This window comes from Micromonospora yongxingensis (assembly GCF_052601155.1).
Genome location: NZ_JBQXEO010000002.1, coordinates 400,422 through 425,931 on the forward strand (window position 1 = coordinate 400,422; position 25,510 = coordinate 425,931).

The window sequence follows — 25,510 nt, forward strand, 5'->3', positions numbered from 1 at the left end:
CGTCTGCGTACCGTCAGCGGGCGATCTCGGTGACCCGGGACTCGCGGACCACGGTGACCCGGATCTGACCCGGGTAGGTCAGCTCCTCCTCGATCTGCTTGGCCACGTCGCGGGCCAGCACGGCCGCCCCGATGTCGTCCACGTCGTCCGGCTTGACCATCACCCGGATCTCCCGGCCGGCCTGCATGGCGAAGACCTTGTCCACGCCGAGCTTGCCGGCCGCGATCTCCTCGATGCGCTCCAGCCGCTTGACGTACGCCTCCAGGCTCTCCCGGCGCGCCCCCGGCCGGCCGCCCGAGCAGGCGTCGGAGGCCTGGGTGAGCACGGCCTCGATGGTCTGCGGCGGCACCTCGTTGTGGTGCGCCTCGATGGCGTGCACCACGTCCTCGTGTTCGCCGTACTTGCGGGCCAGGTCGGCGCCGATGATGGCGTGGCTGCCCTCCACCTCGTGGGTGAGCGCCTTGCCGATGTCGTGCAGGAACGCCGACCGCTTGATGGTGGGCACGTCCAGGCGCAGCTCGGCGGCCATGATGCCGGCGATGTGCGCGGTCTCGACCAGGTGCTTGAGCACGTTCTGCCCGTAGGAGGTGCGGTAGCGCAGTCGCCCGAGCAGGGTGACCAGCTCCGGGTGGATCTCGGTGATGCCGACCTCGACGAGGGCGTCCTCGGCGGCCCGTTGGCAGAGCTCCTCCACCTCGTGCCGGGCCAGGTCGTAGACCTCCTCGATCCGGTGCGGGTGGATCCGCCCGTCGAGCACCAGCTTCTCCAGCGTGAGCCGGCCGACCTCCCGGCGCACCGGGTCGAAGCAGGACAGCAGCACCGCCTCCGGGGTGTCATCGATGATCAGGTTGACCCCGGTCACCGACTCGAAGGCGCGGATGTTGCGCCCCTCCCGGCCGATGATCCGGCCCTTCATCTCGTCGCCGGGCAGGTGCAGCACGCTGACCACGCTCTCCGCGGTCTGCTCGCTGGCCACCCGTTGGATCGCGTCCACCACGATGTGCCGGGCTCGCTGCTCCGCGGTGCTGCGCGCGTCGGACTCGATGTCCCGCACCAGCAGCGCGGCCTCCCGCTTGGCCTGCGTCTCGATGGCCTCGATCAGCTCCAGCCGGGCCGCCTCGGCGGTCAGCCCGGCCACCCGCTCCAGCTCCCGACGGCGCAGCTCCTCCGCCTCGGCCAGCTCGGTCTCCCGTTGGCTGAGCGCCGACTCCCGGGCCGCGAGCGCGGCTCTCGCCTCGGTGAGCTGCCGCTCCCGCTCGGCGAACCGCTCCACCTCCTCGGTGTGCAGCCGCTCCCGTTCGTCCATCCGGGCCGCTCGGCGCTCCACCTCCGCGGCCTGCTCCCGGGTGGTGGCGGCGAGCACCGCGACCTCCCGCTCGCCGCTGCGCCGGGCGGCGGTGCGCAACTGCTCGGCGTCCGCCTCTGCCTGCTTGTGTGCGCGTTCCAGCACGGTGTCGGCCTCGGCGCGGGCGCCGTCGAGCACGCGGCGGGCCTCCGCTCGGGCGGCCTTCGCCTCGGCGGTGGCCGCAGCCGCCTCGGCGCGCGCCGCCGCAGCCGCGGACTTCGCCACGTCGATCGTGCTGTTCGCCTTGTCGGCCGCGGTGCGCAGGGCGGCCAGGGACTGCTCCTGACGGTCCTTCTCGGCGATGAAGGCGGGATCCTCCGGGGCCGGTGCCGCACCCATCCGGCGCAGAGTCCGGACGCCGACCAGCACGGCCCCGATCACCACCACGGCGAGGATGAGGACGGCCGCGAGGAGCACGACGTCGAAGGCGTTCATGCCGGAACCCCGTAGGGCCTACCGGTGAACCTGTGCCGCCGCCCCGCCATGGCCGCCTCCCCTGAACGTCGAGACCGCAGCGACTGTGCCGGGGCACACTCCTGCGGCTGTGGACGCCCGACCGGAGCGGCTGGCCGTGGGTAGCTCTCTCCGCCGGCGGTGCCCTCGGGCAACGTCGGCGACCGGGTGCAGTTGTCGCGGCGTTCCGGACCGGCCTGTCCGGAACTGCCGCCAAAGGCCGTGGAGTCGGCCGAAGTGATGCTGTTCTGTTACGCGATCTATGTTGTGCGCTTAGCCTGCGCTGGTCGGGCAATGTGAGCCTGTATGGCGAGGCTAGGTCGCCAAGGGCGGTCTGGTCAAGGACTCATGATCAAACCCCCCGAACGGAGAGAAGTTGCGGCGTCACCGACCGCTGATCTCGTGTCGGACACGAGTGGACAAATTCCACGAGGCGTACGGCCGTCGGCGGCGTCGGGCCTGCTCAGCGCCGGCTCAACCGGTCACTGGGTGACACCGACGACCGGGCGGGGGTCGCCGAGCGGTGTGACCCATCCGTCTACCTCCGGACACCCGGCCGACCGCCGGGCCACTCACTCGCCCGAGCGGTTGTCGCGGTCCAGCTCGCCCTCGGCGTCGGCGAGCGCGTCGGCGTCGATCTGCTCGGCGAACTCGGCCGCCTCGGCGCTCTGCGCCGCGATCGCGTCCTTCACCGCCCGGATGGCCACACCCGGCGGGTAGCCCTTGCGGGCCAGCATGCCCACCAGCCGGCGGAAGACGGCGTCGGGCTCACCCCGGGCGGTACGCAGCTTGCGCTCCACCAGGGCACGGGCGGTGTCGGCCTCGGTCTCCTCGTCCAGCTCGCCCAGCGCCTCGGTGGCCACCTCACCGTCCACGCCCTTCTGGCGCAGCTCGTTGGCGAGCGCCCGGCGGGCCAGGCCACGCCCGGCGTGCCGGCTGGACACCCAGGCCCGGGCGAACGCGGCGTCGTCGATGATGCCGACCTCGTCGTACCGGTCGAGCACCTCGGCTGAGACCTGCTCGGAGATGCCGCGCTTGGCCAGCGCCCCGGCCAGCTCGGCGCGGGTGCGCGGCCGGACGGCGAGCTGGCGCAGGCAGATCTCGCGGGCCACCTCCGACTCGTCGCGGGGCGGCGCCGGAGACTCGACCGCGTCGGCTTCCTCGGACCGGCCACGACGGCCCCGCCGAGGGCGGGGCGGGTCACCGGCATCGCCCGCACGGGGCGGACTGGCATCCCAGCCCCGCCCCGTACGGGCGCGTCGTCCTGCCACAGGTCAGCGACCGGTCAGAAGTCGACCGGCGGCAGCTCCGGGCCGCCGGCGGCGTCGCCCGCGCCGACCCCGACGCCGAGCTTCTCCAGGATCTTCTTCTCGATCTCGGCGGCCACGTCCGGGTTCTCCTTCAGGAACTCCCGGGCCTTCTCCTTGCCCTGGCCGAGCTGGTCGCCGTCGTAGGTGTACCAGGCGCCGGACTTGCGGATGATCGCCTGCTCCACGCCGACGTCGATCAGCGAGCCCTCGCGCGAGATGCCCTTGCCGTACATGATGTCGAACTCGGCCTGCTTGAACGGCGCCGCGACCTTGTTCTTCACGACCTTGACCCGGGTGCGGTTACCGACCACGTCGGTGCCGTCCTTGAGGCTCTCGATGCGTCGCACGTCGAGCCGGACCGAGGCGTAGAACTTCAGCGCCCGACCACCGGTGGTGGTCTCCGGGCTGCCGAACATCACACCGATCTTTTCCCGGAGCTGGTTGATGAAGATCGCCGTGGTGCCGGTGTTGCTGAGCACACCGGTGATCTTCCGCAGCGCCTGGCTCATCAGCCGGGCCTGGAGACCCACGTGGCTGTCGCCCATCTCGCCCTCGATCTCGGCACGCGGCACCAGGGCCGCCACCGAGTCGATCACGATGATGTCGATCGCGCCGGAGCGGATCAGCATGTCGGCGATCTCCAGCGCCTGCTCGCCGGTGTCTGGCTGGGAGACCAGCATCGCGTCGGTGTCGACCCCGAGGGCCTTCGCGTAATCCGGGTCGAGCGCGTGCTCAGCGTCGATGAAGGCCGCGATGCCGCCGGCCCGCTGGGCACTGGCCACCGCGTGCAGCGCCACCGTGGTCTTACCGCTGGACTCGGGGCCGTAGATCTCGACCACCCGGCCGCGGGGCAGGCCACCCACGCCGAGCGCCACGTCGAGCGCGATGGAACCGGTCGGGATCACGGCGGTCTGGATGACGGGCCGCTCCCCCAGCCGCATCACCGAGCCCTTGCCGAACTGCTTGTCAATCTGAGCGAGAGCAAGGTCGAGTGCCTTCTCCCGGTCAGGCCCTGCTGCCATGGTTGCCACCCCTGCCTTCGCCGGCGTCTTTGCTGAGCTTCGCGTCACGCGGACACGCTAGGCGCTGGGTCCGACAGAAAACCAGCCGACGGGCCGCGAGCTGTGGACGAGCACCCCGCTGTGGACAATAGCCGAACAGGTGTACGACTCATCAAGCGACACGCGGAAGTGGCGAAAAGGCTGCTCAGCGTAGTCGTGCGGGCACGCGGTCGGGATACGCGGCGCAGACCGCCCGCCACACCACGTGTGTCTGCTCCCCCGACGCCAACGCCTGCTCGATGGTTCGTCCGCCGAGCTGGGACAGCACCTGGTCGCGGGCGATGCTGGCCGCGTAGCCAGGCCCGAACGCCTCGTCCAGTCGCGCCCAGAAGTCGGTCAGCCGCACGTGATCAGCCCTCCTCGTCCGGTGCCCCGGTCGGCACCGGCCGCAACGCTAGCGCCACCAGGGGCACCGTCGCGACCGCCGCGAGCAGGGCGAGCACCGGATAACCGGCGACCTGCATGACAAACCCGCTGGCCATGGCGGCGCCGGCACCGGCCAGCCCCATGATCAGGTCGGACAGCCCCTGGACGCTCGGCCGCGATCCGGCCGGCACGGACTCGGAGAGCAACGTCGAGCCGGCCACCATGGTCCCCGACCAGCCCAGCCCGAGCAGCACCAGACCAACCGAGAGTCGGGGCGTGTGGTGCCCGGCGGTGCCGGCGACCGCGCAGGCGGCCAACAGCAGCCCGACCCCGCCGAGGATCACCATCCGCCGGCCGAGCCGGTCGGTGAGCCAACCGACCAGCGGGGAGAACGCGTACATGCCGGCGATGTGCAGGCTCAGCACGATGCCGACCAGCCGCAGCACGTCGGCGTCGGCGTGCGACTCACCGAGCCGTACCGGGGTCATCGACATCACCGCCACCATCACCAGGTGACCGACGGCCACCGCCGCGATGCCGAGCCGGGCGGCGGGCCGCTCGCGTACCACCGACCAGGCCACCCGCATCCCGGCGCCGCGCGGTGCGCGCACCTTTGCCGGCGCGGTGGCCCGCGCCGCACCGCCGTCCGCCGGCGCCTCGGCCGCCAGGGCCGTCGCCGGCACGTCGGCCGCCGGCGTGTCGGCCGCCGCGAGACGGCGCGCGGTGAGCAGCGGGTCGGGCCGGAGCAACCCGAGGATCACGCCGCCGGCCAGCACGAACGCGACCGCGCTGAACGCGAACGGGCCGGCCAGCGGCGGCACGCCCCAGCCGTTGGTGACCCGGTCGGCCAGGGCGGCGAAGTTCGGCGCGGCCACCGCGCCGATGGTGGTGGCCCAGACGATCAGGGAGAGCTGCCGACCCCGGCGGGCCGGTTCGGCGAGGTCCACCGCCGTGTAGCGGGCCTGGAGGTTGGCGGCGGTGCCTCCGCCGAAGAACAGCATGCCGAGGAAGAGCAGCGGCACCGAGCGGGTGGCCGCGGCCAGGACCACCAGCACGCCGCCGACGGCACCCACCGCGTACGCCACCACCAGTCCCGGCCGGCGGCCGTGCCGCGCCATGATCCGGGTGACCGGGACGGCGAGCAGCGCCGCGCCGACGACCCCGGCGCTCTGCGCCAGACCGGCCACCGCGGTGCCGGCGATCCGGGCGGCGAGCAGCGCGCCGACGGCGATGCCGATGGTCACGCCGATGCCGCCGATGATCTGGGTGGTGAAGAGCAGCCGCAGGGTACGGCGCTGGATCGACGCGACGTCGGGCCGGACGGTACGCGGCGCGGTCAGCTCGGTGGCCATCGGCGCTCCTCAGGATGGGGGTGCCCATCCTCGCGCACCCGCCCTGGCCGGCGGCAGGGGGTTTCGCTACGTGGTGTCAGCCCACCAGGGCGCGGGCGCCGACGGTCAGGTCGGCGACCAGCCCCTCGTACGCCTTGTCCTGGTCGTCGGCGCGCAGCACCGCGGACGGGTGGATGGTGGCCAGCAGCCGGGCCGGCGGAGCGTCGGCCACCTTGCCCGCGCTGTCCACCGGGACCTGGGTGAAGTCCTCCGGATGCTGGGCCGACGCGGGCCAGGGCAGCAGCTCCCCGCGCTGCCTCGTCACCCGGAACGACGGCCCGAGCAGCGCCTTCGCGGCGGTGGCACCGAGCACCACGACGATCTCCGGGTCGAGCCGGGCGAACTCGGCGACCAGCCAGGGCCGGCAGGCGGTGATGTGCACCCGGTCCGGGGTCTGGTGGATGCGTCGCTTACCGCGCAGCTCGAAACGGAAGTGCTTCACGGCGTTGGTCAGGTAGATCTGCCCGGGGTCGAGCCCCGCGTCGTCGACCGCCTTCCGCAGCAGGCGTCCCGCCGGACCGACGAAGGGCAGCCCCTTCTGGTCTTCCATGTCGCCGGGTTGTTCGCCGACCAGGACCACCCGGGCGCTCTCGTCACCACGGCCGAAGACCGTCTGTGTGGCGTCCCGGTACAGCTCGCACCCCTGGCAGCCACCCGAGGCGGCGCGCAGCTCGTCGATGGTGTCGGCGTCGGGCGGGATGAACCGCTGGGCGCCCGGGGCGCTCCCGGTCTGCTCGGCCATGCCGACTGTTATATACCCGTTCGCCACTCGGTGCCGGGTAGGCACCGGTGGTGTCGGGCACCCGCGACCGTGCCGCGGTCAGTACCCGTTGCCTCCACCGTCACCACCGGACGCGATCGCGATCAGCACGATGATGATCACGATGATCGCCACCGCCACCGCGATGTAGAGCCCCTTGCGCGACCCACCTGAAGCCATGATCCCCACCTCCGGCGCCCCGCATACCCATCCCATCCACCGCGAATCGCCCCGATCCTGCATTTCCTGCCGGGAACGGCGACCACGCCCGGCTGCGGGCGACACGAACCGCGCGATCGCGGGCGGGTGGGTCAGGTGGCGTAGCCGGGCGACGGGGTCGGGTGGGTGGCCCGGGTCAGGGCGGCGGCCAGGGGGACCAGGTCGTCGACGGCGAGAGGGCTGACCGTGATGCGGAGGGCGGGTGGGGCGGCGATCCGGTAGAGGGCACCGGGGGCCACCGCCCAGCCGGCGTCGCGCAGCGCGGTGACCGCGCTGGTCTCGTCGGCCACCGGCAGCCAGAGGTTGATGCCGCTGCGGCCGTGCGCGGTCAGGCCGTGCTCCGCCAGCGCGGCCAGCAGCCCCTCGCGCCGCCGCTCGTAGCTCTCCGCCGCCCGCTCCACCAGCTCGGCGACCGCCGGGTCGCGCCACAGCGCGAGGACGAGTCGTTGCAGCACCGTGGAGACCCAGCCGGCGCCCACCCGCGTCCGGCCGGTCACCCGGGCCACCGTGGTCTCGTCGCCGGTCAGGACGGCCAGCCGCAGGTCCGGGCCGAAGGGCTTGCTCACCGAGCGGAGGAAGGCCCAGCTCGGCGTCGCGCCGGCCAGCGGGTTCAGGGGTACGCGGGCCAGCTCGGCGGCGTGGTCGTCCTCGATCAGCAGCAGGTCCCGCCGACCGGCGAGCAGCGCCCGCAGCGCCTCGGCCCGGGCGGCGGACACGGCCGCGCCGGTGGGGTTCTGCGCCCGGCTGGTGACCACCAGTGCCCGCGCGCCGGCGGCGAGCGCGGCGGCAACCCCGGCCACCAGTGGCCCCTCGTCGTCCAGCGGCACGCCGATCGGGCGCAGCCCCAGCGCGGCGACCAGGTCGAGCAGGTTGGCCCAGCCCGGGTCCTCGACCGCCACCGCGTCGCCGGGGCGCAGGTGGGCGCCGAGCAGCCGCTCGATGCCGTCCAGCGCGCCGCCGGTGAGGGTGAGCTCCCCGGCCGGCACCCCGTCGGCGCTCAGCCGGGCGCGGGCCGCCGTCGCCAGCTCGGGCAGCACCCCGGCGTCGGAGTAGCCGACCGACGGGCCGGCCTCGGTGGCGAGCGCCGCGAGGTGCGGGCCGAGCGGGGGCAGCAGGCGCGGGTCGGGCTCACCCCGGGAGAGGTCACGGGCGCCGGGCAACGGCGCCGGGCGGAGCGCGGAGCGTCGGGCGGCCACCGGCGGTCGGGGGCGCACCCGGGTGCCGTGCCGCCCGGCGGTGGCGAGCAGGCCGCGCTGGCGCAGCTCCTGGTAGGCGCGGGCGACGGTGGCCGGGCTGACGCCCAGCTCGGCGGCGAGCGCGCGGACCGGCGGCAGGGCGGTCCCGGGCGGCAGCGCGCCCGTACGGATGCCCGACTCGATGCTGGCCGAAATCGCGACGGCCGTGGAGCCGGTGAACTGATAGCGTGCTGACACAAACAAGAGATTGTACTAGAACAAAGGGGCGAGCATGTACCCACCCACCGCCCGGACCACGCCCAACCGTTCCCGCGACAAGATGAGCTACGACCGGGTCGCCGCCCACGCCGTGCTCGACGAGGCGTACCACTGTGCCCTCGGGTTCACCGTGGACGGCCAGCCGCGGGTGCTGCCCACCCTGCACGTACGGATCGGCGACACGCTCTACCTGCACGGCTCCACCGGCAGCCGGCCACTGCTCGCCGCGCGGGGCGACGGGCTGCCGGTCTGCGTCACGGTGACCCTGCTCGACGGGTTGGTCTACGCCCGCTCCCAGTTCCACCACAGCGCCAACTACCGCTCGGTGGTCGCACTCGGCACCGCCCACCTGGTCACCGACGAGCGGGAGAAGAGCGCCATGCTCACCGCGCTGGTCGAGAAGGTGGGTGCCGGACGCAGCGCCGACAGCCGCCCGCCCAACCGGCGCGAGCTGGCCGAGACCGCCGTGCTGGCACTGCCGCTGCGCGAGGTGTCGGTCCGGACCCGCACCGGTGGGGTCCGCGAGGACGACGCCGACCTGCACCTGCCGCACTGGGCCGGGGTGCTGCCGCTGCGGCTGACCGCCGGGCCGCCGGAGCCGGCCGCCGGGGTCACCGCCCCGCTGCCGGCGTATCTCCGCCAACCGCGCACGCCCTGGCACGACCCGGTCACGATGGCCGGCGAACACGTCCGGCTGGAGCCGCTGGACCTGGCGCACGCCGACGAGCTGCACACCGCCACCGCCGACGAGGAGGTCTGGCGGCACCTCGGCGTCGCGCTGCCCGGCACGCCGGCCGGAACCGCCGAGGTGGTCGCCGCCGCGCTGGCCGCCCAGCACCGCGGCGAGCGGGTGCCCTGGGTGCAGCGCTGCGCCGTGACGGGGGCGGTCGTCGGCACCACCTCCTACTACGAGATCGACCCCGAACGGCGGTCGGTGGCGATCGGGCACACCTTCCTCGGCCGGCCCTGGTGGCGTACCGGGATCAACACCGAAGCCAAGCTGCTGCTGCTCACCCGGGCCTTCGACGAGCTGGGTGCGGTGCGGGTGGCCTGGCACACCGACATCCGCAACCAACGGTCGCAGGCCGCCATCGAGCGGCTCGGCGCGACCCGGGAGGGGGTGCTGCGGATGCACCGGCAACGCTCGGACGGCTCCTGGCGGGACACCGTGCAGTACGCGATGACCGTCGACGAGTGGCCGACGGCACAGCTCAGGCTGCGGGAAAGGCTTCGCCGGACGGCACCCGTGGCGTGATGATGGCGGGCGTGCTGGGGATCACCGACATCTGGACGTACGTACTGGGCACCGTGGCCATCATCCTGCTGCCCGGGCCGAATTCACTCTTCGTGCTCTCCACCGCCGCCAAGCGGGGCGTGGGGGCCGGCTACCGGGCCGCGGGCGGGGTGTTCGTCGGCGACGGGGTGCTGATGTTCCTCTCCGCCGCCGGGGTCGCGTCGCTGCTCAAGGCGTACCCGCCGGTGTTCCTGGTGATCAAGTACGCCGGTGCCGCGTACCTCGGCTATGTGGGGCTGACCATGCTGCGCGGCGCCTGGCGGCGCTGGCGCGACCGCAACGACCCGACCACGCCGCGGCTCATCGACGCCGCGGAGCCGGCGGCGATGCGCAGCCCGTTCCGCAAGGCGCTGGTGATCAGCCTGCTGAACCCGAAGGCGATCCTGTTCTTCATCTCGTTCTTCATCCAGTTCGTCGACCCCGGCTACGCCTGGCCGGCGCTGTCGTTCCTGCTGCTGGGGCTGATCGCCCAGGTGACGAGCGCGCTCTACCTGACCGCGTTGATCTTCGCGGGCACGTTCCTGGCCGCGCAGTTCCGGCAGCGCCGCCGGCTCGCCGCCGGTGGCACCACCGCCGTGGCCGCGCTCTTCCTGGCCTTCAGCCTCAAGCTGGCCACCGCCAGCGCCGGCTGACCCGGCTCAGGTGCCGTCACCGCCACCGCCGCCACCACCGACGCCGGCACCGCCGGCGGTGCCGCCCAGCCCGAAGCCGGGCCGGACCGGCTCGTCGGGATGGCGGCTGACATGGGCGGACTCGCTGACCTGCGCGGACCAGTCGGCGTGCGCGGCCGCGGCGGCGTGCCGGTTGATGGCGTGGCGCAGCCAGCCGTCCACGGTCGCGACCCAGTCCCGCCTGTCGGCGTCGGCGTGCCAGACCCGGAACCGGCTGATGCTCTGGTGGGTGATCCCGGCCAGCGCCAGTCGACGGTCCATCCAGAGGATCACCTCCAGACCGGCCGAGGTGGTCACGAAGATCACCTCCAGCTCGGTGATCGGGCCCGCGTAGAGCGGCCCCACCCAGTAGCCCCACCGCTGGTGCAGCGGCAGGGTGAACTCCACCCCCGGCAGCCCGCCCTCCTGCAGGCCGGCCTGGCGGATCTCGAAACCCAGCGTGTCCAGCGCCGCCAGCACGTACTGCTGGGTGGGGACGGGGTGCACGAAGACCGGCACCATGGCGCCCTGATCCAGCTCGGGGTCGACGGACACCTCGGTCCGCAGCCCCATCCGCAGGCTCAGCAGCGGCACCCCACCGAAGGTCGTCACCGGGGTCTCCCACGGCAGGGGCATCGCGAAGTCGACCGCCCGCCGCCGACCGGCCGGTACGACGAACCGGCCGGCGATCGACACCTGACAGAACTGCACGAGGCGTCGGGCGGCGGACGGGTCATCCGGCTCGACCGTGGTGACCAGGCCGAGCCGGATGTGCCGTACCAGCACGTCGTCCGGCCCGGCCGCCAGCGTCACTCTCCCCGGCAGGCGCAGGCCCGGGCGGGTGCTCGGGTTGGCCAGGGTGGTCTGCACGGACAGCCCGGTCCAGCCGGACTCCCTCGACACCCCCGTCAGCCGCACCGCGCCCCCTCCGCCCGGCCCCGCGAGCGGCCACCCCAACCGCGACGAGACCACCTCAACTCTCGCGGACCCGGCGCGCGGTCACCTCAACTTCCGCGAAGAAGGACCACCCCTCCGATTCATCTCATGCGGCGGCCGCGCGGCACCGTGTCGGTCTCGTCGTCGAACTCGCCGATGACCTCCTCCAACAGGTCCTCCAGCGCCACGAAACCGATCGGCCGGGCTGGGCCGCCCCCGTTGCGCACCAGCGCGAGCTGGGACTGTCGGGCCCGCATCGCGGCCACCGCCTCGGTGACCGAGGACGTCGCGGGCAGCGTGAACGCGGGCGTCATCAGGTCGCCGGCGGTGGCGGTGCGGCCCGTGGTGACCACCCGCACGGCCTCCCGGACGTGCACCAGGCCGCAGACGTCGCCCGCCGCGTCCAGCACCGCCAGCCGGGATCGGCCGCTGTCCCGGCTGACGTGCTCGATCCGCTCCGCCGGGTCGTCCCGGCGAACGGTGACCATGGTGGAGAACGGCTCCATCACCTGCGCCACCGACGTGCCCTGCAACTCCAGCATGCTGGTGAGCAGCTGGTGCTGCTCGGCACCGAGCAGCCCGTGCTCGCGGGACTGCTCCAGCAGGATCCGCAGCTCGTCCGGGCCGTGCACCTGGGCCAGCTGATCCTGCTGGTTCACGCCGAACAGCCGCAGGATCGCGTTGGCCAGCGCGTTCAGCGCCGACAGCACCGGCCGGGCCACCCGGGCGAAGGCGCGGAACGGCAGCGCGAGCAGCGTCGCCGAGCGCTCCGCGTCGGTGATCGCCCACGACTTCGGCGCCATCTCCCCCACCACCAGGTGCAGGAAGGTGACCACACCGAGGGCGAGGATCAGCGCGACCGCGTGGCTGGCGGCGTCCGGCAGCCCCACCGCGTGCAGCAGCGGGCTGAGCAGGTGCTCGATCGCCGGCTCGGCCAGCGCGCCGAGCCCCAGGGTGCACAGCGTGATGCCGAGCTGCGCGCCGGCCAGCATCAGGGACAGCTCGCGGACGCCGTCCAGCGCGGCCCGCGCCGCCCGACCGCCGGCGGCTGCCGCCTGCTCCAGGCGGTAGCGCTTGCTGGCCACCAGAGCGAACTCGGCGGCCACGAAGAACCCGTTCAGCGCCAGCAGGACCGCCGAGCTGAACAGCGCGATGCCGGGGCTCATGCGGACACCTCGCTGCGCGCACCCGGCTCGGTCAGCTGCAACCGGACGGAGTCGGCCACGTGCCGGTCCACGGCGAGCACCTCGACCAGTGCCCGGGGCTCCGCCTCGCCGTCCTCGGCGTCGGCGCCCTCGCGCAGCAGGCTGATCTCCAGCCGGTCGCCGACCTCCGGCACCCGGCCCAGCTCCCGCATGACCAACCCGGAGAGGGTGTCGTACTCGGGTGCCTCGGGCAGGGCGATGCCGGTGCTGTCGGCGACCTCGTCGATCCGCCAGCGGGCCGGCACCACCCAGGACCCGTCGTCCTGCCGTGCGGGCGCCCGCTCCGGCGGGTCGTCCTCGTCCCGGATCGGGCCGACCAGTTCCTCGGCGATGTCCTCCAGCGTGATCACGCCGGCGAAGCCGCCGTACTCGTCGACCACGCAGGCCATCTGCCGGTGCCCGGAGCGCAGCCGGTCCAGCACCGTGGGCAGGGGCAACGTCTCCGGCACGAGCAGCGGCGGCCCGGCCACCGCGCTCACCGGGGTGGTGGCGCGCTTCTCCGGCGGTACGCCGAGCACGTCGGCGATGCCGACGATGCCGATGAGGTCGTCGACCCCCTCCGCACCGCGCACGGGAAAGCGGGAGTGGCCGGTGTCCAGCAGCTCGACGACCCGGCTCACCGGCTCGTGTGCCCGTACGGTGTGCACGTCGACCCGGGGCACCATGGCCTCGCCCGCGGTCAGCTCACGGAAATCCAGACCCCGGTCGAGCAGCGTGGACATCTCGGCGTCCAGGCTGCCCTCCTCGCGGGACTCGGCGATGATCTGTTCCAGGTCGGCAGGGGTGGCGCCGCTGGGCAGTTCCTCGATCGGCTCGATGCCGATCCGGCGGAGCAGCCGCACCGACGCCCGGTCGAAGAGCCGGATCACCGGCCCTGCGACGGTCAGGTAGATCAGCGTGGACCGGCTCAGCGCCCGGGCCAGCGGCTCGGCGCGCGCGATGGCCAGGTTCTTCGGGGCCAGCTCACCGAGGACCATCTGCACGACGGTCGCGATGACCAGGGCCAGCCCCACCGACAGCGGCAGGCTGACCGACTCGCCGACCCCGGCCACGCCGAGCAGGTCGGCGAGGCCGCCACCGAGGTACGGCTCGGCGACGTACCCGACGAGCAGCGCGGTGACGGTGATGCCGAGTTGCGCACCGGAGAGCACGAAGGAGAGCCGGCTGGTGACGGTCAGGGCCCGTGCGGCGGCCTGGTCGCCGTCATCGGCGAGCTGGCGTAGCCTGCCCCGGTCCACGGCGACGTAGCCGAACTCCTGTGCCACGAAGTAACCGGTGGCAGCGGTGAGCACGATAATCAGAAGGAGGCCAACGACGATCAACACGGGTCGCTCAGGGCTCCCGGGGTCGTCGGGGCGGGAAGATGCCGGGCACGACCCGGCTGGCTACTGCTGCCCTCCTGGGCAGACGAGTCGATCATGCCGCTATTTTATCGGCGCTGGCTGGGACTCCGCTGGGGGTGGGCCGAAGGCACCTGATCGTCCGGTTGACCCGCCACCACCCGATCTTCACGCCGGCCCGCCACCCGGTTCGCGTTCGGCCAGCTCGTCCGCGTCGAGCAGACTCCGGTCCATCCGGCCGGAGCGGTAGGCGGCGCGACCGATCATCTGTGCGGCAACCGGTGCGGTGGCCAACTGGAAGACCGCCACCAGCAGGATCATGCCGATGTCCGTCGGGGAACGCAGCCGCAGCGCGATGCCGAGCAGCAGCAGGAGCACCCCGAGGACCTGCGGCTTGGTGGCCGCGTGCATCCGGGACAGCACGTCGGGAAAGCGCAGCACGCCGATCGCGGCGGCCAGGCCGAGCAGCGCGCCGGCCACCAGGCAAACGGCGCCGAGCCAGTCTGCGACGGTCCCGATCACGACGGCTCCCGGACGGCGAAACGGACCAGCGACACCGTGCCGACGAAGCCGAGCAGGGAGAGCACCACCAGCACGGGCAGCGTGGTGGCGTGCCGGTTGACCGCCGCCTCGGCGCCCACCGCGGCGACCATCGTGGCGAGCAGCATGTCCGCGGCGATCACCCGGTCCAGCAGTGACGGCCCCCGGTAGAGCCGGGTCAGCGCGAGCAGCGCGGTCACCGACAGCAGGGCGGTGAGGACAGCGGCCAGGAACGTGGTCACGGTGGTGTTCCCCTCTCGGCGGGATCGGGCTGGACACGGCGCAGCTCGGCGGCGGAGCCCACCGCGCGGACGACCCGCCGTTCGACGTCGAGGGTGCGGACGCGGGCGAGGGTCAGATCCGCCGGCCCGCGGGTGTCCAGCACATGCAGGTAGAGCGTCCCGGACTCCCGGTCGATCTCCAGGATCAGCGTGCCGGGCACCAGCGAGACCGCCTCGGCGGTGAGTGCCAGGTTCAGGTCGGTGGGCACCCGTAGCCGCACCGCGATGATCGCCCCGCGTGGCCGGCAGCCGGGCTGTACGGCGATCCGGGCGACGTGCAGGCTCGCGGTGACCAACTCGACGGCGAAACTGCCGGCGAACACCAGCAGCGCCCAGGGGCGCAGCCGGCCGCCGAAGGTGACCGCCGGCAACGGGAAGAACACCAGCACCGCACCGCCCACCAGCAGGCCGCCGACCAGGTTCGCCCAGTTGATCTCGCCCCAGAGCAGGTTCCAGACCACCACCAGCCAGCCGAGTGCCAGCGCCTGGTCCCGCCAGCGCCCGAACCGGCGGCGCGGGGGCGGCTCGGCGACCGCCGGAGCCGTGCCGCGCGACCCGGTCACGGCGGGCCACCCGGCAGCACGGCCCGCACGTACGGCGTACGCGAGAGCAGGTCGGCGGCCGCGTCGGCGGTGACGGTGAAGATCGGGCCGGCCAGCACGGTCAGCGCCACCCCGAACGCGACCAGGCCCATGGTGGCACCGACCATCAGCGCGGGCAGCCGGACGGCCGGCTCGGTGGTGGCCAGCCGGGGCGACCGCCAGAAGGCGATGTTCCACACCCGGGACGCCACGTAGAGGGTGAGCAGGCTGGTCAGCGTGCCGGCCGCGACGAGCGCCCAGGGCAGCGGACCGCCGGCCGCCGCGCCGGCCTGGAGCAGGCCGAGCTTGCCGAGGAACCCGGAGAACGGCGGCACCCCGGCGAGGTTCATCGCCGGGACGAAGAACAGCACGCCGAGCAGCGGCGCCACCCGGGCCAGCCCGCCGAGGCGCCGCAGGTCGGTGCTGCCGGCCCGCTCCTCGACCAGCCCGGCGACCAGGAACAGCGTGGTCTGGATGGTGATGTGGTGCACCACGTAGAAGATCGCGCCGGAGAGCCCGGCGGCGGTGCTCAGCGCCACCCCGAAGATCATGTAGCCGATGTGGCTGACCAGGGTGAACGAGAAGAGCCGCTTCATGTCCGACTGGGCCACCGCACCGAGGATGCCGACGATCATGGTCAGCCCGGCGACGACCATGAGCAGCCCGTCCACCCGCCCGCCCGGGAAGAGCAGCGTCTCCGTACGGATGATCGCGTAGACGCCCACCTTCGTGAGCAACCCCGCGAACACCGCCGTGACCGGGGCCGGCGCGGTCGGGTAGCTGTCCGGCAGCCAGGCCGACAGCGGGAAGACCGCCGCCTTGATCGCGAAGGCGAGCAGCAGCATCAGCTCCAGGGTCAGCCGTACGCCGTCCGGCAGGTCGTCGAGGCGCTGGGCGAGCTGGGCCAGGTTGAGCGTGCCGGTGGCCGCGTACACCAGACCCACCGCGGCCAGGAAGATCATCGAGGACAGGATGCTGACCACCACGTACGTCGAGCCGGTCCGGATCCGGGTCTCGGTGCCGCCCAGGGTGATCAGCACGAAGCTGGCCGCCAGCAGGATCTCGAAGCCGACGAAGAGGTTGAACAGGTCACCGGCGAGGAACGCGTTGGTGACGCCGGCGGTGAGCACCAGGTACGTCGGGTGGAAGATGACCACCGGCGTCGTCTCACCGGTCTCGCCGCGGCCCTGACCGATCGAGTACAGCAGCACGCAGAGGGTGACCGCCGAGGACACCACCAGCATCAGCGCGGCGAGCTGGTCGGCGATCAGGACGATGCCGACCGGCGCCGGCCAGGCACCGACCGCCAGCACTACCGGCCCGTGCCGGTACGCCTGCACCAGCAGCAGCACCGCCACGGCGAGGGTGCCGCCGAGGCAGAGCACGCTGACCGCACGCTGGAGCCGGGGCCGGGTGGCCAGCAGCAGGGTCAGCGCCGCGCCGAGCAGCGGCACCACCACCGGCAGCGGCAGCAGCCGGCTCATCGCGTCGCCCGCGACGACCCGCTCATCACGCCTCCTCCCCGCGCCGCAACCGACGCCGGGCGGGCTCGGGGTCGACCTGCTCCGGATCGCCGTTCGGGCCCTCCCCGCCGACGTCGACGGCGTCCACCTCGTTGCGCACCGCCTGGCGGACGATCTGCCGGTCCTCCGGGTCGTCGGGCACCTCGTCGTCGCCGGTGAGATACCAGCTGCGGTACGCCACGGCCAGCAGGAACGCGGTGAACCCGAAGGTGATGACGATGGCGGTCAGCACCATGGCCTGCGACAGCGGATCACTCATCCGGTCCACCGGGCCGGTGCCGACGATCGGCGCCCCACCCGACCGGCCGCCCAGCAGGATCAGCAGGTTGACCCCGTTGCCGAGCAGGATCACGCCGAGCAGGATCCGGGTCAGGCTGCGTTCCAGCAGCAGGACCACCCCACAGCCGGCCAGCACCGCGACGGCGAACACCAGCACCAGCGTCGGCCCCGCGCCGCCGCTGGTCACGGTTCCACCTCTGTTCGCGACTGCGGGGCTCGCAGAACCGGCTCACTCCTCGCGCTCACGGCGCCACCTCTGTTCGCGACTGCGGGGCTCGCAGAACCGGCTCACTCCTCGCGCTCACGGCCTGTCCCCCTTGTCGACGGCGAGCCCGCCGATGGCGGTGCCGCTCGCCTCGATGTGCCGGTCCACCTCGGCGCCCAGACTGCGCAGGATGTCCAGCACCAGCCCGATCACGACCAGGTAGACGCCGATGTCGAAGAAGAGGGAGGTGACGAGGTGGGCGTCGCCGACCAGGGGTAGGGACCGGTCGACCTTGGCGCTCTCCAGCACCGAGCCGCCGAGCAGCAGCGCCACCACGCCGGTGCCCACCGACACGGCCAGCCCGGCGCCGAGGATCGGACCGGCGCCGACCGGAGCCGCCTCGGTCAGCTCGTACCGGCCGCCGGCCAGGTAGCGGACCACCAGGGCGAGACCCGCGACCAGCCCGCCGGCGAAGCCGCCGCCCGGCGCGTTGTGCCCGGCGAAGAGCAGGAACAGCGAGAACAGCACCACGGTGTGGAAGATGAGCCGGATGACCACCTCCAGCACGATCGAGCGGCGTTCCTCGTAGAGGGTCGGCCCGCCGCGCAGCCACACCGGCCGGTCCGTGCGGTTGACCCGGCTGTCCGACTCCGGTCGGCGCGGCCGCGGGCCGGTCCGGGAGCGCTCGAAGATCAGGCTGGCCACCCCGGTCGCGGCCACCACCAGCACCGACAGCTCCCCCATGGTGTCCCACGCCCGGATGTCGACCAGGGTCACGTTGACCACGTTGCGGCCGTACCCCTGGGCCACCGACAGGTCCGGAAAGGCCGTGGAGATGTCCGGTGCCCGGCGGGCGCCGGCCGCCACGAGGGCGAGCCCGGCGGCCACCACGCCCACCGCCACCCCGATCGCCCGGCGGGCCCACCGGCTGCGCCGCAGCGGGCGGGCCGAGAACCGGTCCGGCAGGCGGCGCAGCACCAGCACGAAGACGGCGATGGTCGCGGTCTCCACGAGGAACTGCGTGAGCGCGAGGTCGGGCGCTCCGTGCAGCACGAACAGCATGGCGGTGCCGTAGCCGGTCATCCCCACCAGCAGCATCGCCGTCAACCGGCGGCGGGCGCCGACCGCCAGCACCGCCGCCACCGCGATCACCACCACGACCACCGGTTGCAGCGGGGTGTCCCACAGCGGAATCCGGGCCCGCCACGGGCCGGCGGCGAGCATCGCCCCACCGGGCAGCAGCACCAGGGTGACCAGGATGATGCCCAGATACTGCGGCAGTGCGCCGCGCTGGGTCGCACCGGTCACCTCGATGGCCAGCCGGTCGAACCGGCCCACGATCCACTCGTACCCCTGGTTGCCGGTGACCGGCGAGCGGAGCCGGGCCAGCGCCGGGGCGAGCGGCCCGCGCAGGGCGAAGAGCAGGCCGCCGCCGGCGAGCGCCAGCACGGACAGGCCGAGCGCCGGGGTCGGCCCGGACCAGAGCGCCAGGTGCGCGTGGACCCCGCCGAGCAGTTCGGCGTACGGGCGCAGCAGGCCCTCCAGCTCGCCGGCGGCCGGGCCGGCGAGCAACCCGACACCGGCCAGCACGGCCGGGGGGACCAGCAGCGACCGGGCGATCCGACCCGCCTGGACCGGCTCCACGCCCGGCCGGTCGGCGAACGCGCCCCAGAGGAAGCGGAGGCTGTACGCGACGGTGAGCACCGTCCCGGCAACCAGACCGGCGAGGACCACCGGCCGATCGGTGAACGCGGCGAACACGGCCTCCTTGGCCACGAACCCGACCAGCGGCGGCACGCCGGCCATCGACGCCGCGGCCAGCACCGCGACCACGAACAGCGGCCGGGACCAGTGCCGCAGCCCGGACAGCTCACGCAGGTCGCGGGTGCCGGCGCCGTGGTCGATGACGCCGACGACCAGGAACAGCGCCGCCTTGAACAGCGCGTGCGCCAGCAGCATCGCGGTGCCGGCCAGGGCCGCGTCCGGGGTGCCCGAGCCGGTCACCGTGACCAGCAGACCGAGCTGGCTGACCGTTCCGTACGCCAGCAGCATCTTCAGGTCGGTCTGCCGCAGCGCGGCCCAGCCGCCGAGCAGCATGGTGGCCACGCCGGCGACCTGCACCACGGGCCGCCACGGGCCGACCGTGGCGAGCGCCGGCGCGAGCAGCCCGACCAGGTAGACGCCGGCCTTGACCATGGCGGCGGCGTGCAGGTACGCGCTGACCGGGGTGGGTGCGGCCATCGCGACCGGCAGCCAGGAGCTGAACGGCAGCACCGCCGACTTGGACAGGGCGCCGGCCAGGATGAGCAGCACCGCGGTGATCAGGTACCCGCCGCCGGGCAGCGGCTGCGCCGAGATCTCCGACCAGCGGTAGCTGCCGGCGTGCTCGCCCAGCATGATGAACCCGACCAGCATGGCCAGCCCGCCCAGCGTGGTGACGGTCAGCGCCTGCGCGGCCGCCCACCGGCTGGAGCGCCTCTCGGTGCTGTGCCCGATCAGCAGGTAGGAGAAGATCGTGGTCAGCTCCCAGCCGACGTAGAGCAGCAGCAGGTCGTCGGCGAGGACCAGCACGAGCATCGCACCGGCGAACGCGACCAGGACCGCGGCCAGCCGTGCCAGCCCGGTCGAGTCGTGGGCGAAGTAGCGGGCGCTGTAGACCAGCACGAGTGCGCCGACGCCGCCGATCAGCAGGGTCATCAGCCAGGACAGCGTGGTGAGCCGCAGGGCGATGTCGAGGCCCAGCTGCCCGATCCACGGGTACGTCTCGACCACCGCCCCGCCGTGGCCGACGGCCGGGGTGCGGACGACCGCCCAGCAGAACGCGGCGGCCGGGGCCAGCGCCAGCGGGTAGCACGCGCGGGACCCCCACCGCCGGACGAGCAGCGGCGCGGAGAGTGCCGCCACGACGTGGAGGATGAGCAGTACCAGCACCCGCGCTCCCGATCGAGGTGGCCGACGCCCGTACAGCGGTGGCGCCTAGCAGCGATCAGACGCCAGTTCGTCGCGCGCCGGGCCGTTTTGCCGGAATTCGGCCACCGGCGGGCTTCGGTCGGTCGAGACGCCGGCGGCGGGCCGGGTGCGGGCCGTCAGCGCAGCAGGGCGTCCCCGACGGGCACCGCGTCGTCGCCGGCGGGGCGGCCCCGGGCCAGCTCGGCGAGCAGGTCGACGCGACCGAGCTGACGCGCGACCTTGTCGACCACCCGTTCCGCGGCGGCCAGCGACCGCACCGAGAGCAGCCGCCCACGGCTCTCGCGACGCAGCACGAAGTAGTGGACGGCGACGCGGACCTGGCCCCGGTCGGCGGCACTGGCCTGGGCGGTCGAGACGACCAGTTCGCGGAGGCAGCGGGCGAGGCGTTCGGCGAGCTCCAGCTCGGGGCCGTGCAGGCCGCCGCGGAGTGTGGCGAGATGACTGTCGACCTTGCGGATGAGCACATCGGTGCCGGGTTCGACGTTGCGCTGCTCGCCGGTCATCCGACCCCTCCACCCCGGTTCGCGTTGCGAGTGAAGTTACTTTATGTTGCTCCTCACAAGCAAGCAGTTAAGTGAGACTTAACGCATTAAGCGCACATCCAGTGCTTTTACCTTTCACTCCGACACATTCCGTCGTGGGTCGTTCGTGGTTGTCGTACCAGCGGGGCACGATGGACCGGTGACCGGCGCGGACGCAGACACCGGCGCGGTGCTCGCCGGGTTCGGCCCGGCCACCCGCGCCTGGTTCGACGCGGCCTTCGCCGCTCCCACGGCCGCCCAGGTCGGCGCGTGGCGATCGGTCGCCGCCGGCCGCAACGCCCTCGTGGTCGCGCCCACCGGCTCCGGCAAGACGCTCGCCGCCTTCCTCTGGTCGCTGGACCGGCTGGCCCGTGAGCCGGCCCCGGCCGAGGCCCGACAGCGGTGCCGGGTGCTCTACGTCAGCCCACTCAAGGCGCTCGCCGTCGACGTGGAGCGCAACCTGCGTGCCCCGTTGGCCGGCATCCGGCAGGCCGCGACGCGGCTCGGCGTCGCCCCGCCCGACATCACCGTCGGGATGCGCACCGGCGACACCCCGGCCGACGAGCGACGGGCCTTCGCCCGCACCCCACCCGACATCCTCATCACCACGCCCGAGTCGCTGTTCCTGCTGCTCACCTCCGCCGCCCGGGATTCCCTGCGCGGCGTCGAGACGGTGATCGTCGACGAGGTGCACGCGGTGGCCGGCAGCAAGCGCGGCGCCCACCTCGCCCTCTCGCTGGAACGTCTCGACGAGCTGCTACCCGCCCCGGCGCAGCGGATCGGCCTCTCCGCCACCGTCCGGCCGATCGACGCCTGCGCCCGCTTCCTCGGCGGCGCCCGGCCGGTCGACGTCGTGCAGCCGGCCACGCCCAAGACCATCGAGGTCAGCGTGCAGGTCCCCGTGGAGGACATGACGCGCCTGGACGAGCAGGAGCAGCCGCCGGAGGACGACCTCGGGGGCCCCGGGCCGCGCCGCGCCTCGATCTGGCCGGCCGTGGAGGAGCGGGTCTTCTCGCTGATCGGGGCGCACCGCTCCACCATCGTCTTCACCAACTCCCGGCGCAGCGCCGAACGGCTCTGCGCCCGGCTCAACGAGCTGGCCGCCGAGGAGGTGGCCGCCGCCCAGGCCACGGCGTCGGACGGCCGGGCGGTGGGCGTACCGGACGATGGGTGGTCGCCGGCCGACGACCCGGCGGCCGACGCGCAGCGGTGGGGTGGCCCGGCCGGGCCGGTCCGCAACCGGCCACCGGCCGAGGTGATGGCGCAGTCCGGTGCGGCCGCCGGCGCGACGCCGGTCATCGCCCGCGCGCACCACGGCAGCGTCTCCCGTGAGGAGCGCAAGCACATCGAAGAGGCGCTCAAGTCCGGCCAGCTCCCGGCGGTGGTGGCGACCTCCAGCCTGGAGCTGGGCATCGACATGGGCGCCGTCGACCTGGTCGTGCAGATCGAGGCCCCGCCGAGCGTGGCCGCCGGCCTGCAACGGGTCGGCCGGGCCGGGCACCAGGTGGGCGCCGTCTCCCGTGGGGTGGTCTTCCCCAAGCACCGCGGCGACCTGCTCTCCTGCGCGGTCGTCGCCGAGCGGATGACCGACGGCGCGATCGAGGAGCTGCACTACCCGCGCAATCCGCTGGACGTGCTGGCCCAGCAGATCGTGGCGATGGTGGCGCTGGAGCCGTGGCGCGTCGGCGACCTGGCCGTGCTCGTCCGCCGGGCCGCACCCTTCGCCGAGTTGCCCGACTCCGCGCTGCACGCCGTCCTCGACATGCTCTCCGGCCGCTACCCCTCCACCGCCTTCGCCGAGCTGCGCCCCCGGCTGGTCTGGGACCGGGCGACCGACGTCCTCACCGGCCGCCCCGGCGCGCAGCGGCTCGCGGTCACCAGCGGCGGCACCATCCCCGACCGGGGCCTGTTCGGCGTCTTCCTGGCCGGCGCCGAACGCGCCGCCCGCGTCGGCGAGCTGGACGAGGAGATGGTCTACGAGTCGCGGGTCGGCGACGTCTTCCTCCTCGGCTCGTCCTCCTGGCGGATCGAGGAGATCACCCCCGACCGGGTGCTGGTCTCGCCGGCCCCCGGGCAGGCGGCCCGCATGCCGTTCTGGAAGGGCGACCAGCTGGGCCGGCCCGTCGAGCTGGGCCGCGCCATCGGCGCCCGGGTGCGCACCCTGCTGCGCCAGACCGACGAGGCGGCGCTGGCCGCGCTGCGCGCCGGCGGTCTGGACGACTGGGCCGCCGCCAACCTGATGGCGTACCTGCGCGAGCAGCGGGAGGCCACCCGCTCGCTGCCCGACGACCGGACGATCGTGGTCGAGCGGTTCCGTGACGAGCTGGGCGACTGGCGGCTGGCCGTGCACAGCGTCCTCGGCGCGCGGGTCAACGGGCCGTGGGCCCTCGCCGTGGGCCGCCGGCTGGCCGAGCGCTACGGGGTGGACGCCCAGGTGATGCCCTCCGACGACGGCATCGTGATCCGGCTGCCCGACACCGCCGACGAGCCACCCGGCGCCGACGTGGTGGTCTTCGAGCCCGACGAGATCGCCCAGCTCGTGGAGGAGTCGGTCGGCACCTCCGCGCTCTTCGCCGCCCGATTCCGCGAGTGCGCCGCCCGGTCGCTGCTGCTGCCCCGCCGCGACCCGCGCCGCCGCCAACCACTCTGGCAGCAGCGGCAACGCGCCGCGCAGCTGCTCGACGTCGCCCGTGAGTACGCCGACTTCCCGGTCACCCTGGAGGCCGCCCGGGAGTGCCTCCAGGACGTCTTCGACCAACCGGCGCTGGCCGGGCTGATGCGCGACCTGGCCGCCCGCAAGGTCCGCCTGGTCGAGGTGGAGACCAGTGCCCCGTCCCCGTTCGCCCGGTCGCTGCTCTTCGGCTACGTCGGGGCGTTCCTCTACGAGGGCGACGCGCCGCTGGCCGAGCGGCGCGCCGCGGCGCTCGCCCTGGACTCGACCCTGCTCGGCGAGCTGCTCGGCCGGGTCGACCTGCGCGAGTTGCTCGACCCGACGGTGCTCGCCGAGACCGAACGGCAACTGCGCTGGCTGACCGAGCAGCGCCGCCCGCGCGACGCCGAGGACGTGGTCGAGCTGCTGCGGGTGCTCGGCGACCTGAGCGTCGCCGAGCTGGCCGAGCGTGGCGTGCCGGAGACCTGGCTGACCGAGCTGGAGGCCGCCCGCCGGGTGCTGCGGGTCCGGATCGCCGGCGAGCAGCGCTGGGTGGGCGTCGAGGACGCGGCCCGGCTGCGCGACGCGCTCGGCGTGGCACTGCCGGTCGGGGTGGCCGAGGCGTACCTCGCCCCGGTGGCGGACCCGCTCGGCGACCTGGTGGCCCGCTACGCCCGCACCCACGGGCCGTTTGCGGCGGCGAGTTGCGCGGCCCGCTTCGGGCTCGGTGTGTTCGTGGTGGAGCAGGCGCTGCGCCGCCTCGGCGCCACGGGTCGGGTCGTCTCCGGGGAGTTCACCCCGGATTCGGCCGGCGCCCAGTGGTGCGACGCGGAGGTGCTGCGGCTGCTGCGTCGCCGCTCGCTCGCGGCGCTGCGCCGGGAGATCGAGCCGGTGCCACCCCGGGCGCTGGCCACGTTCCTGCCCCGCTGGCAGCAGGTGGGCTCGTCCGCCCGGGGCGTGGAGGCGCTGGCCGCGACGGTGGAGCAGTTGCAGGGCGCGGCGGTGCCGGCGTCCGCCCTGGAACGGTTGGTGCTGCCCGGCCGGGTCGCCGACTACTCCCCCGCCCAGCTCGACGAGCTGTGCGCCAGCGGGGAGGTGGTCTGGGCCGGGTCGGGGGCGATCTCCGGCGGCGACGGCTGGGTCACCCTGGCGTACGCGGACTCCGCCCCGCTGCTGCTTCCGCCACCCGACGAGGCGCTGACCCGGACCCCGCTGCACGAGGCGGTCCTCGACGCGCTCGGCGACGGGCAGGCGCTCTTCTTCCGTCCGCTGGCCGACCGGGTCGGCGCGACCGACGACGCCGCGCTGACCGCCGTGATCTGGGACCTGGTCTGGGCCGGTCACCTCACCAACGACACCCTCGCCCCACTGCGCGCGGTGCTCGGCGCCGGTGGTGCGCACCGCTCCCGGCCGTCCGCGCCGCGAACCCGCTACCGGCGGCCCGGCCGGGTGGCGCTGCCCACCCGGGGCGGTCCGCCGACGGTCGCCGGTCGCTGGTCGCGGCTGCCGGAGCGGGACCTCGACCCGACCCGACGAGCCGCCGCCCTCGCCGACGTGCTCCTGGAGCGGCACGGGGTGGTCACCCGCGGCGCGGTCATGGCCGAGCAGGTGGTCGGCGGGTTCGCGGCGGTCTACCCGGTGCTGTCGGCGCTGGAGGAGCGCGGCGCGGCCCGCCGGGGCTACTTCGTGGAAGGGCTGGGCGCGGCGCAGTTCGCGGTGCCCGGCGCGGTCGACCGGCTGCGCGCGCTGGCCGAGCCGGCCGACGGCGGCCGGGGTCGCGGCGGGCCGGCCACGGTGCTCGCGGCCACCGACCCGGCCAACCCGTACGGCGCGGCGCTGCCGTGGCCGGAACGGGTGGTCGACTCCGGCGACGGGGCCGTCCCGGCGACCGGGCACCGGGCCGGCCGCAAGGCGGGCGCCCTGGTGGTGCAGGTCGGCGGCGATCTGGTGCTCTACGTGGAGCGCGGCGGCCGGACGCTGCTCTCGTTCACCGACGACGCCGACACCCTCGCCGCGGCCGGTAAGGCGCTCGCCGACGCCGTCCACTCCGGAGCGTTGGGCGCGATGTCGGTCGAGCGCGCCGACGGCGAGGCGGTGCACTCCTCGACGTTGCGCGACGCGTTGACCGCCGCCGGCTTCCGGGCCACGCCCCGCGGCCTGCGCCTGCGCGGCTGAT

At 73.9% G+C, this 25,510-nt stretch carries 20 protein-coding genes; 3 read left to right on the forward strand and 17 right to left on the reverse strand.

The genetic code is table 11. The features are described 5' to 3' along the window. Positions 1 to 13 precede the first annotated feature (13 nt). The 7 genes from rny to ACTWLT_RS05085 form a co-directional block, all read right to left on the reverse strand. A complete protein-coding gene (gene rny / locus ACTWLT_RS05055; RefSeq protein ID WP_445317321.1) occupies positions 14 to 1,780 on the reverse strand; it encodes a ribonuclease Y in 1,767 nt (588 codons plus the stop codon). Between the two features lie 590 nt (positions 1,781 to 2,370). Beyond that, positions 2,371 to 3,069, reverse strand: a complete 699-nt coding sequence (locus ACTWLT_RS05060) for a regulatory protein RecX (protein ID WP_445317322.1) — start codon at positions 3,067 to 3,069, stop codon at positions 2,371 to 2,373. A 14-nt stretch (positions 3,070 to 3,083) separates the two neighbouring features. Continuing rightward, positions 3,084 to 4,130 carry a recombinase RecA gene (gene recA, locus ACTWLT_RS05065; RefSeq protein ID WP_109819824.1) on the reverse strand — a complete coding sequence of 349 codons (1,047 nt, stop codon included), beginning with the start codon at positions 4,128 to 4,130 and terminating at the stop codon, positions 3,084 to 3,086. Positions 4,131 to 4,314: 184 nt separating this feature from the next. Continuing rightward, positions 4,315 to 4,515: a DUF3046 domain-containing protein gene (locus ACTWLT_RS05070; RefSeq protein ID WP_252416594.1), complete on the reverse strand. Its 201-nt coding sequence runs from the start codon at positions 4,513 to 4,515 to the stop codon at positions 4,315 to 4,317. A 4-nt stretch (positions 4,516 to 4,519) separates the two neighbouring features. Next, positions 4,520 to 5,887 carry an MFS transporter gene (locus ACTWLT_RS05075; RefSeq protein WP_445317323.1) on the reverse strand — a complete coding sequence of 456 codons (1,368 nt, stop codon included), beginning with the start codon at positions 5,885 to 5,887 and terminating at the stop codon, positions 4,520 to 4,522. 76 nt (positions 5,888 to 5,963) lie between these two features. Beyond that, complete coding sequence (locus ACTWLT_RS05080) at positions 5,964 to 6,668, reverse strand: UdgX family uracil-DNA binding protein (protein WP_445317324.1); 705 nt, start codon at positions 6,666 to 6,668, stop codon at positions 5,964 to 5,966. Positions 6,669 to 6,997: 329 nt separating this feature from the next. Next, positions 6,998 to 8,338, reverse strand: a complete 1,341-nt coding sequence (locus ACTWLT_RS05085; protein WP_445317325.1) for an aminotransferase class I/II-fold pyridoxal phosphate-dependent enzyme — start codon at positions 8,336 to 8,338, stop codon at positions 6,998 to 7,000. Positions 8,339 to 8,372: 34 nt separating this feature from the next. Here ACTWLT_RS05085 and ACTWLT_RS05090 point away from each other — a divergent pair, with 34 nt between their 5' ends. Together ACTWLT_RS05090 and leuE are read left to right on the forward strand one after the other, a co-directional pair. Further along, positions 8,373 to 9,614, forward strand: coding sequence for a bifunctional pyridoxamine 5'-phosphate oxidase family protein/GNAT family N-acetyltransferase (locus ACTWLT_RS05090; RefSeq protein WP_445317326.1), 1,242 nt, complete (start codon positions 8,373 to 8,375; stop codon positions 9,612 to 9,614). Next, positions 9,614 to 10,285, forward strand: a complete 672-nt coding sequence (gene leuE, locus ACTWLT_RS05095) for a leucine efflux protein LeuE (RefSeq protein WP_445317327.1) — start codon at positions 9,614 to 9,616, stop codon at positions 10,283 to 10,285. The genes ACTWLT_RS05090 and leuE overlap by 1 nt, the downstream gene beginning before the upstream one ends. A 6-nt stretch (positions 10,286 to 10,291) precedes the next feature. On the opposite strand, the gene ACTWLT_RS05100 is transcribed toward leuE, so the two are convergent. The 10 genes from ACTWLT_RS05100 to ACTWLT_RS05145 form a co-directional block, all read right to left on the reverse strand. Further along, positions 10,292 to 11,221 (reverse strand): sporulation protein, encoded by a 930-nt coding sequence (locus tag ACTWLT_RS05100; protein ID WP_445317328.1) that lies wholly within the window; start codon positions 11,219 to 11,221, stop codon positions 10,292 to 10,294. 119 nt (positions 11,222 to 11,340) lie between these two features. After that, complete coding sequence (locus ACTWLT_RS05105) at positions 11,341 to 12,405, reverse strand: hemolysin family protein (RefSeq protein WP_445317329.1); 1,065 nt, start codon at positions 12,403 to 12,405, stop codon at positions 11,341 to 11,343. Continuing rightward, positions 12,402 to 13,769 (reverse strand): hemolysin family protein, encoded by a 1,368-nt coding sequence (locus ACTWLT_RS05110; RefSeq protein ID WP_252416602.1) that lies wholly within the window; start codon positions 13,767 to 13,769, stop codon positions 12,402 to 12,404. The genes ACTWLT_RS05105 and ACTWLT_RS05110 overlap by 4 nt, the downstream gene beginning before the upstream one ends. A 183-nt stretch (positions 13,770 to 13,952) precedes the next feature. Further along, a complete protein-coding gene (mnhG, locus tag ACTWLT_RS05115; RefSeq protein ID WP_445317330.1) occupies positions 13,953 to 14,306 on the reverse strand; it encodes a monovalent cation/H(+) antiporter subunit G in 354 nt (117 codons plus the stop codon). After that, positions 14,303 to 14,566 carry an MrpF/PhaF family protein gene (locus ACTWLT_RS05120; RefSeq protein ID WP_252416603.1) on the reverse strand — a complete coding sequence of 88 codons (264 nt, stop codon included), beginning with the start codon at positions 14,564 to 14,566 and terminating at the stop codon, positions 14,303 to 14,305. The genes mnhG and ACTWLT_RS05120 overlap by 4 nt, the downstream gene beginning before the upstream one ends. Then, positions 14,563 to 15,168, reverse strand: a complete 606-nt coding sequence (locus ACTWLT_RS05125; RefSeq protein WP_252416604.1) for a Na+/H+ antiporter subunit E — start codon at positions 15,166 to 15,168, stop codon at positions 14,563 to 14,565. Before ACTWLT_RS05125 ends, ACTWLT_RS05120 begins: the two co-directional genes overlap by 4 nt. Beyond that, complete coding sequence (locus ACTWLT_RS05130) at positions 15,165 to 16,670, reverse strand: Na+/H+ antiporter subunit D (RefSeq protein ID WP_445317331.1); 1,506 nt, start codon at positions 16,668 to 16,670, stop codon at positions 15,165 to 15,167. The genes ACTWLT_RS05125 and ACTWLT_RS05130 overlap by 4 nt, the downstream gene beginning before the upstream one ends. 25 nt (positions 16,671 to 16,695) lie before the next feature. After that, on the reverse strand, positions 16,696 to 17,175 hold the full coding sequence (locus tag ACTWLT_RS05135; RefSeq protein WP_445317332.1) for a Na(+)/H(+) antiporter subunit C: 480 nt from the start codon (positions 17,173 to 17,175) through the stop codon (positions 16,696 to 16,698). Between the two features lie 114 nt (positions 17,176 to 17,289). Continuing rightward, positions 17,290 to 20,124 carry a Na+/H+ antiporter subunit A gene (locus ACTWLT_RS05140; RefSeq protein WP_445317333.1) on the reverse strand — a complete coding sequence of 945 codons (2,835 nt, stop codon included), beginning with the start codon at positions 20,122 to 20,124 and terminating at the stop codon, positions 17,290 to 17,292. A 155-nt stretch (positions 20,125 to 20,279) separates the two neighbouring features. Next, complete coding sequence (locus ACTWLT_RS05145) at positions 20,280 to 20,666, reverse strand: hypothetical protein (RefSeq protein WP_252416608.1); 387 nt, start codon at positions 20,664 to 20,666, stop codon at positions 20,280 to 20,282. A 178-nt stretch (positions 20,667 to 20,844) separates the two neighbouring features. Here ACTWLT_RS05145 and ACTWLT_RS05150 point away from each other — a divergent pair, with 178 nt between their 5' ends. After that, on the forward strand, positions 20,845 to 25,509 hold the full coding sequence (locus ACTWLT_RS05150) for an ATP-dependent helicase (RefSeq protein WP_445317334.1): 4,665 nt from the start codon (positions 20,845 to 20,847) through the stop codon (positions 25,507 to 25,509). Position 25,510: the final 1 nt, after the last annotated feature.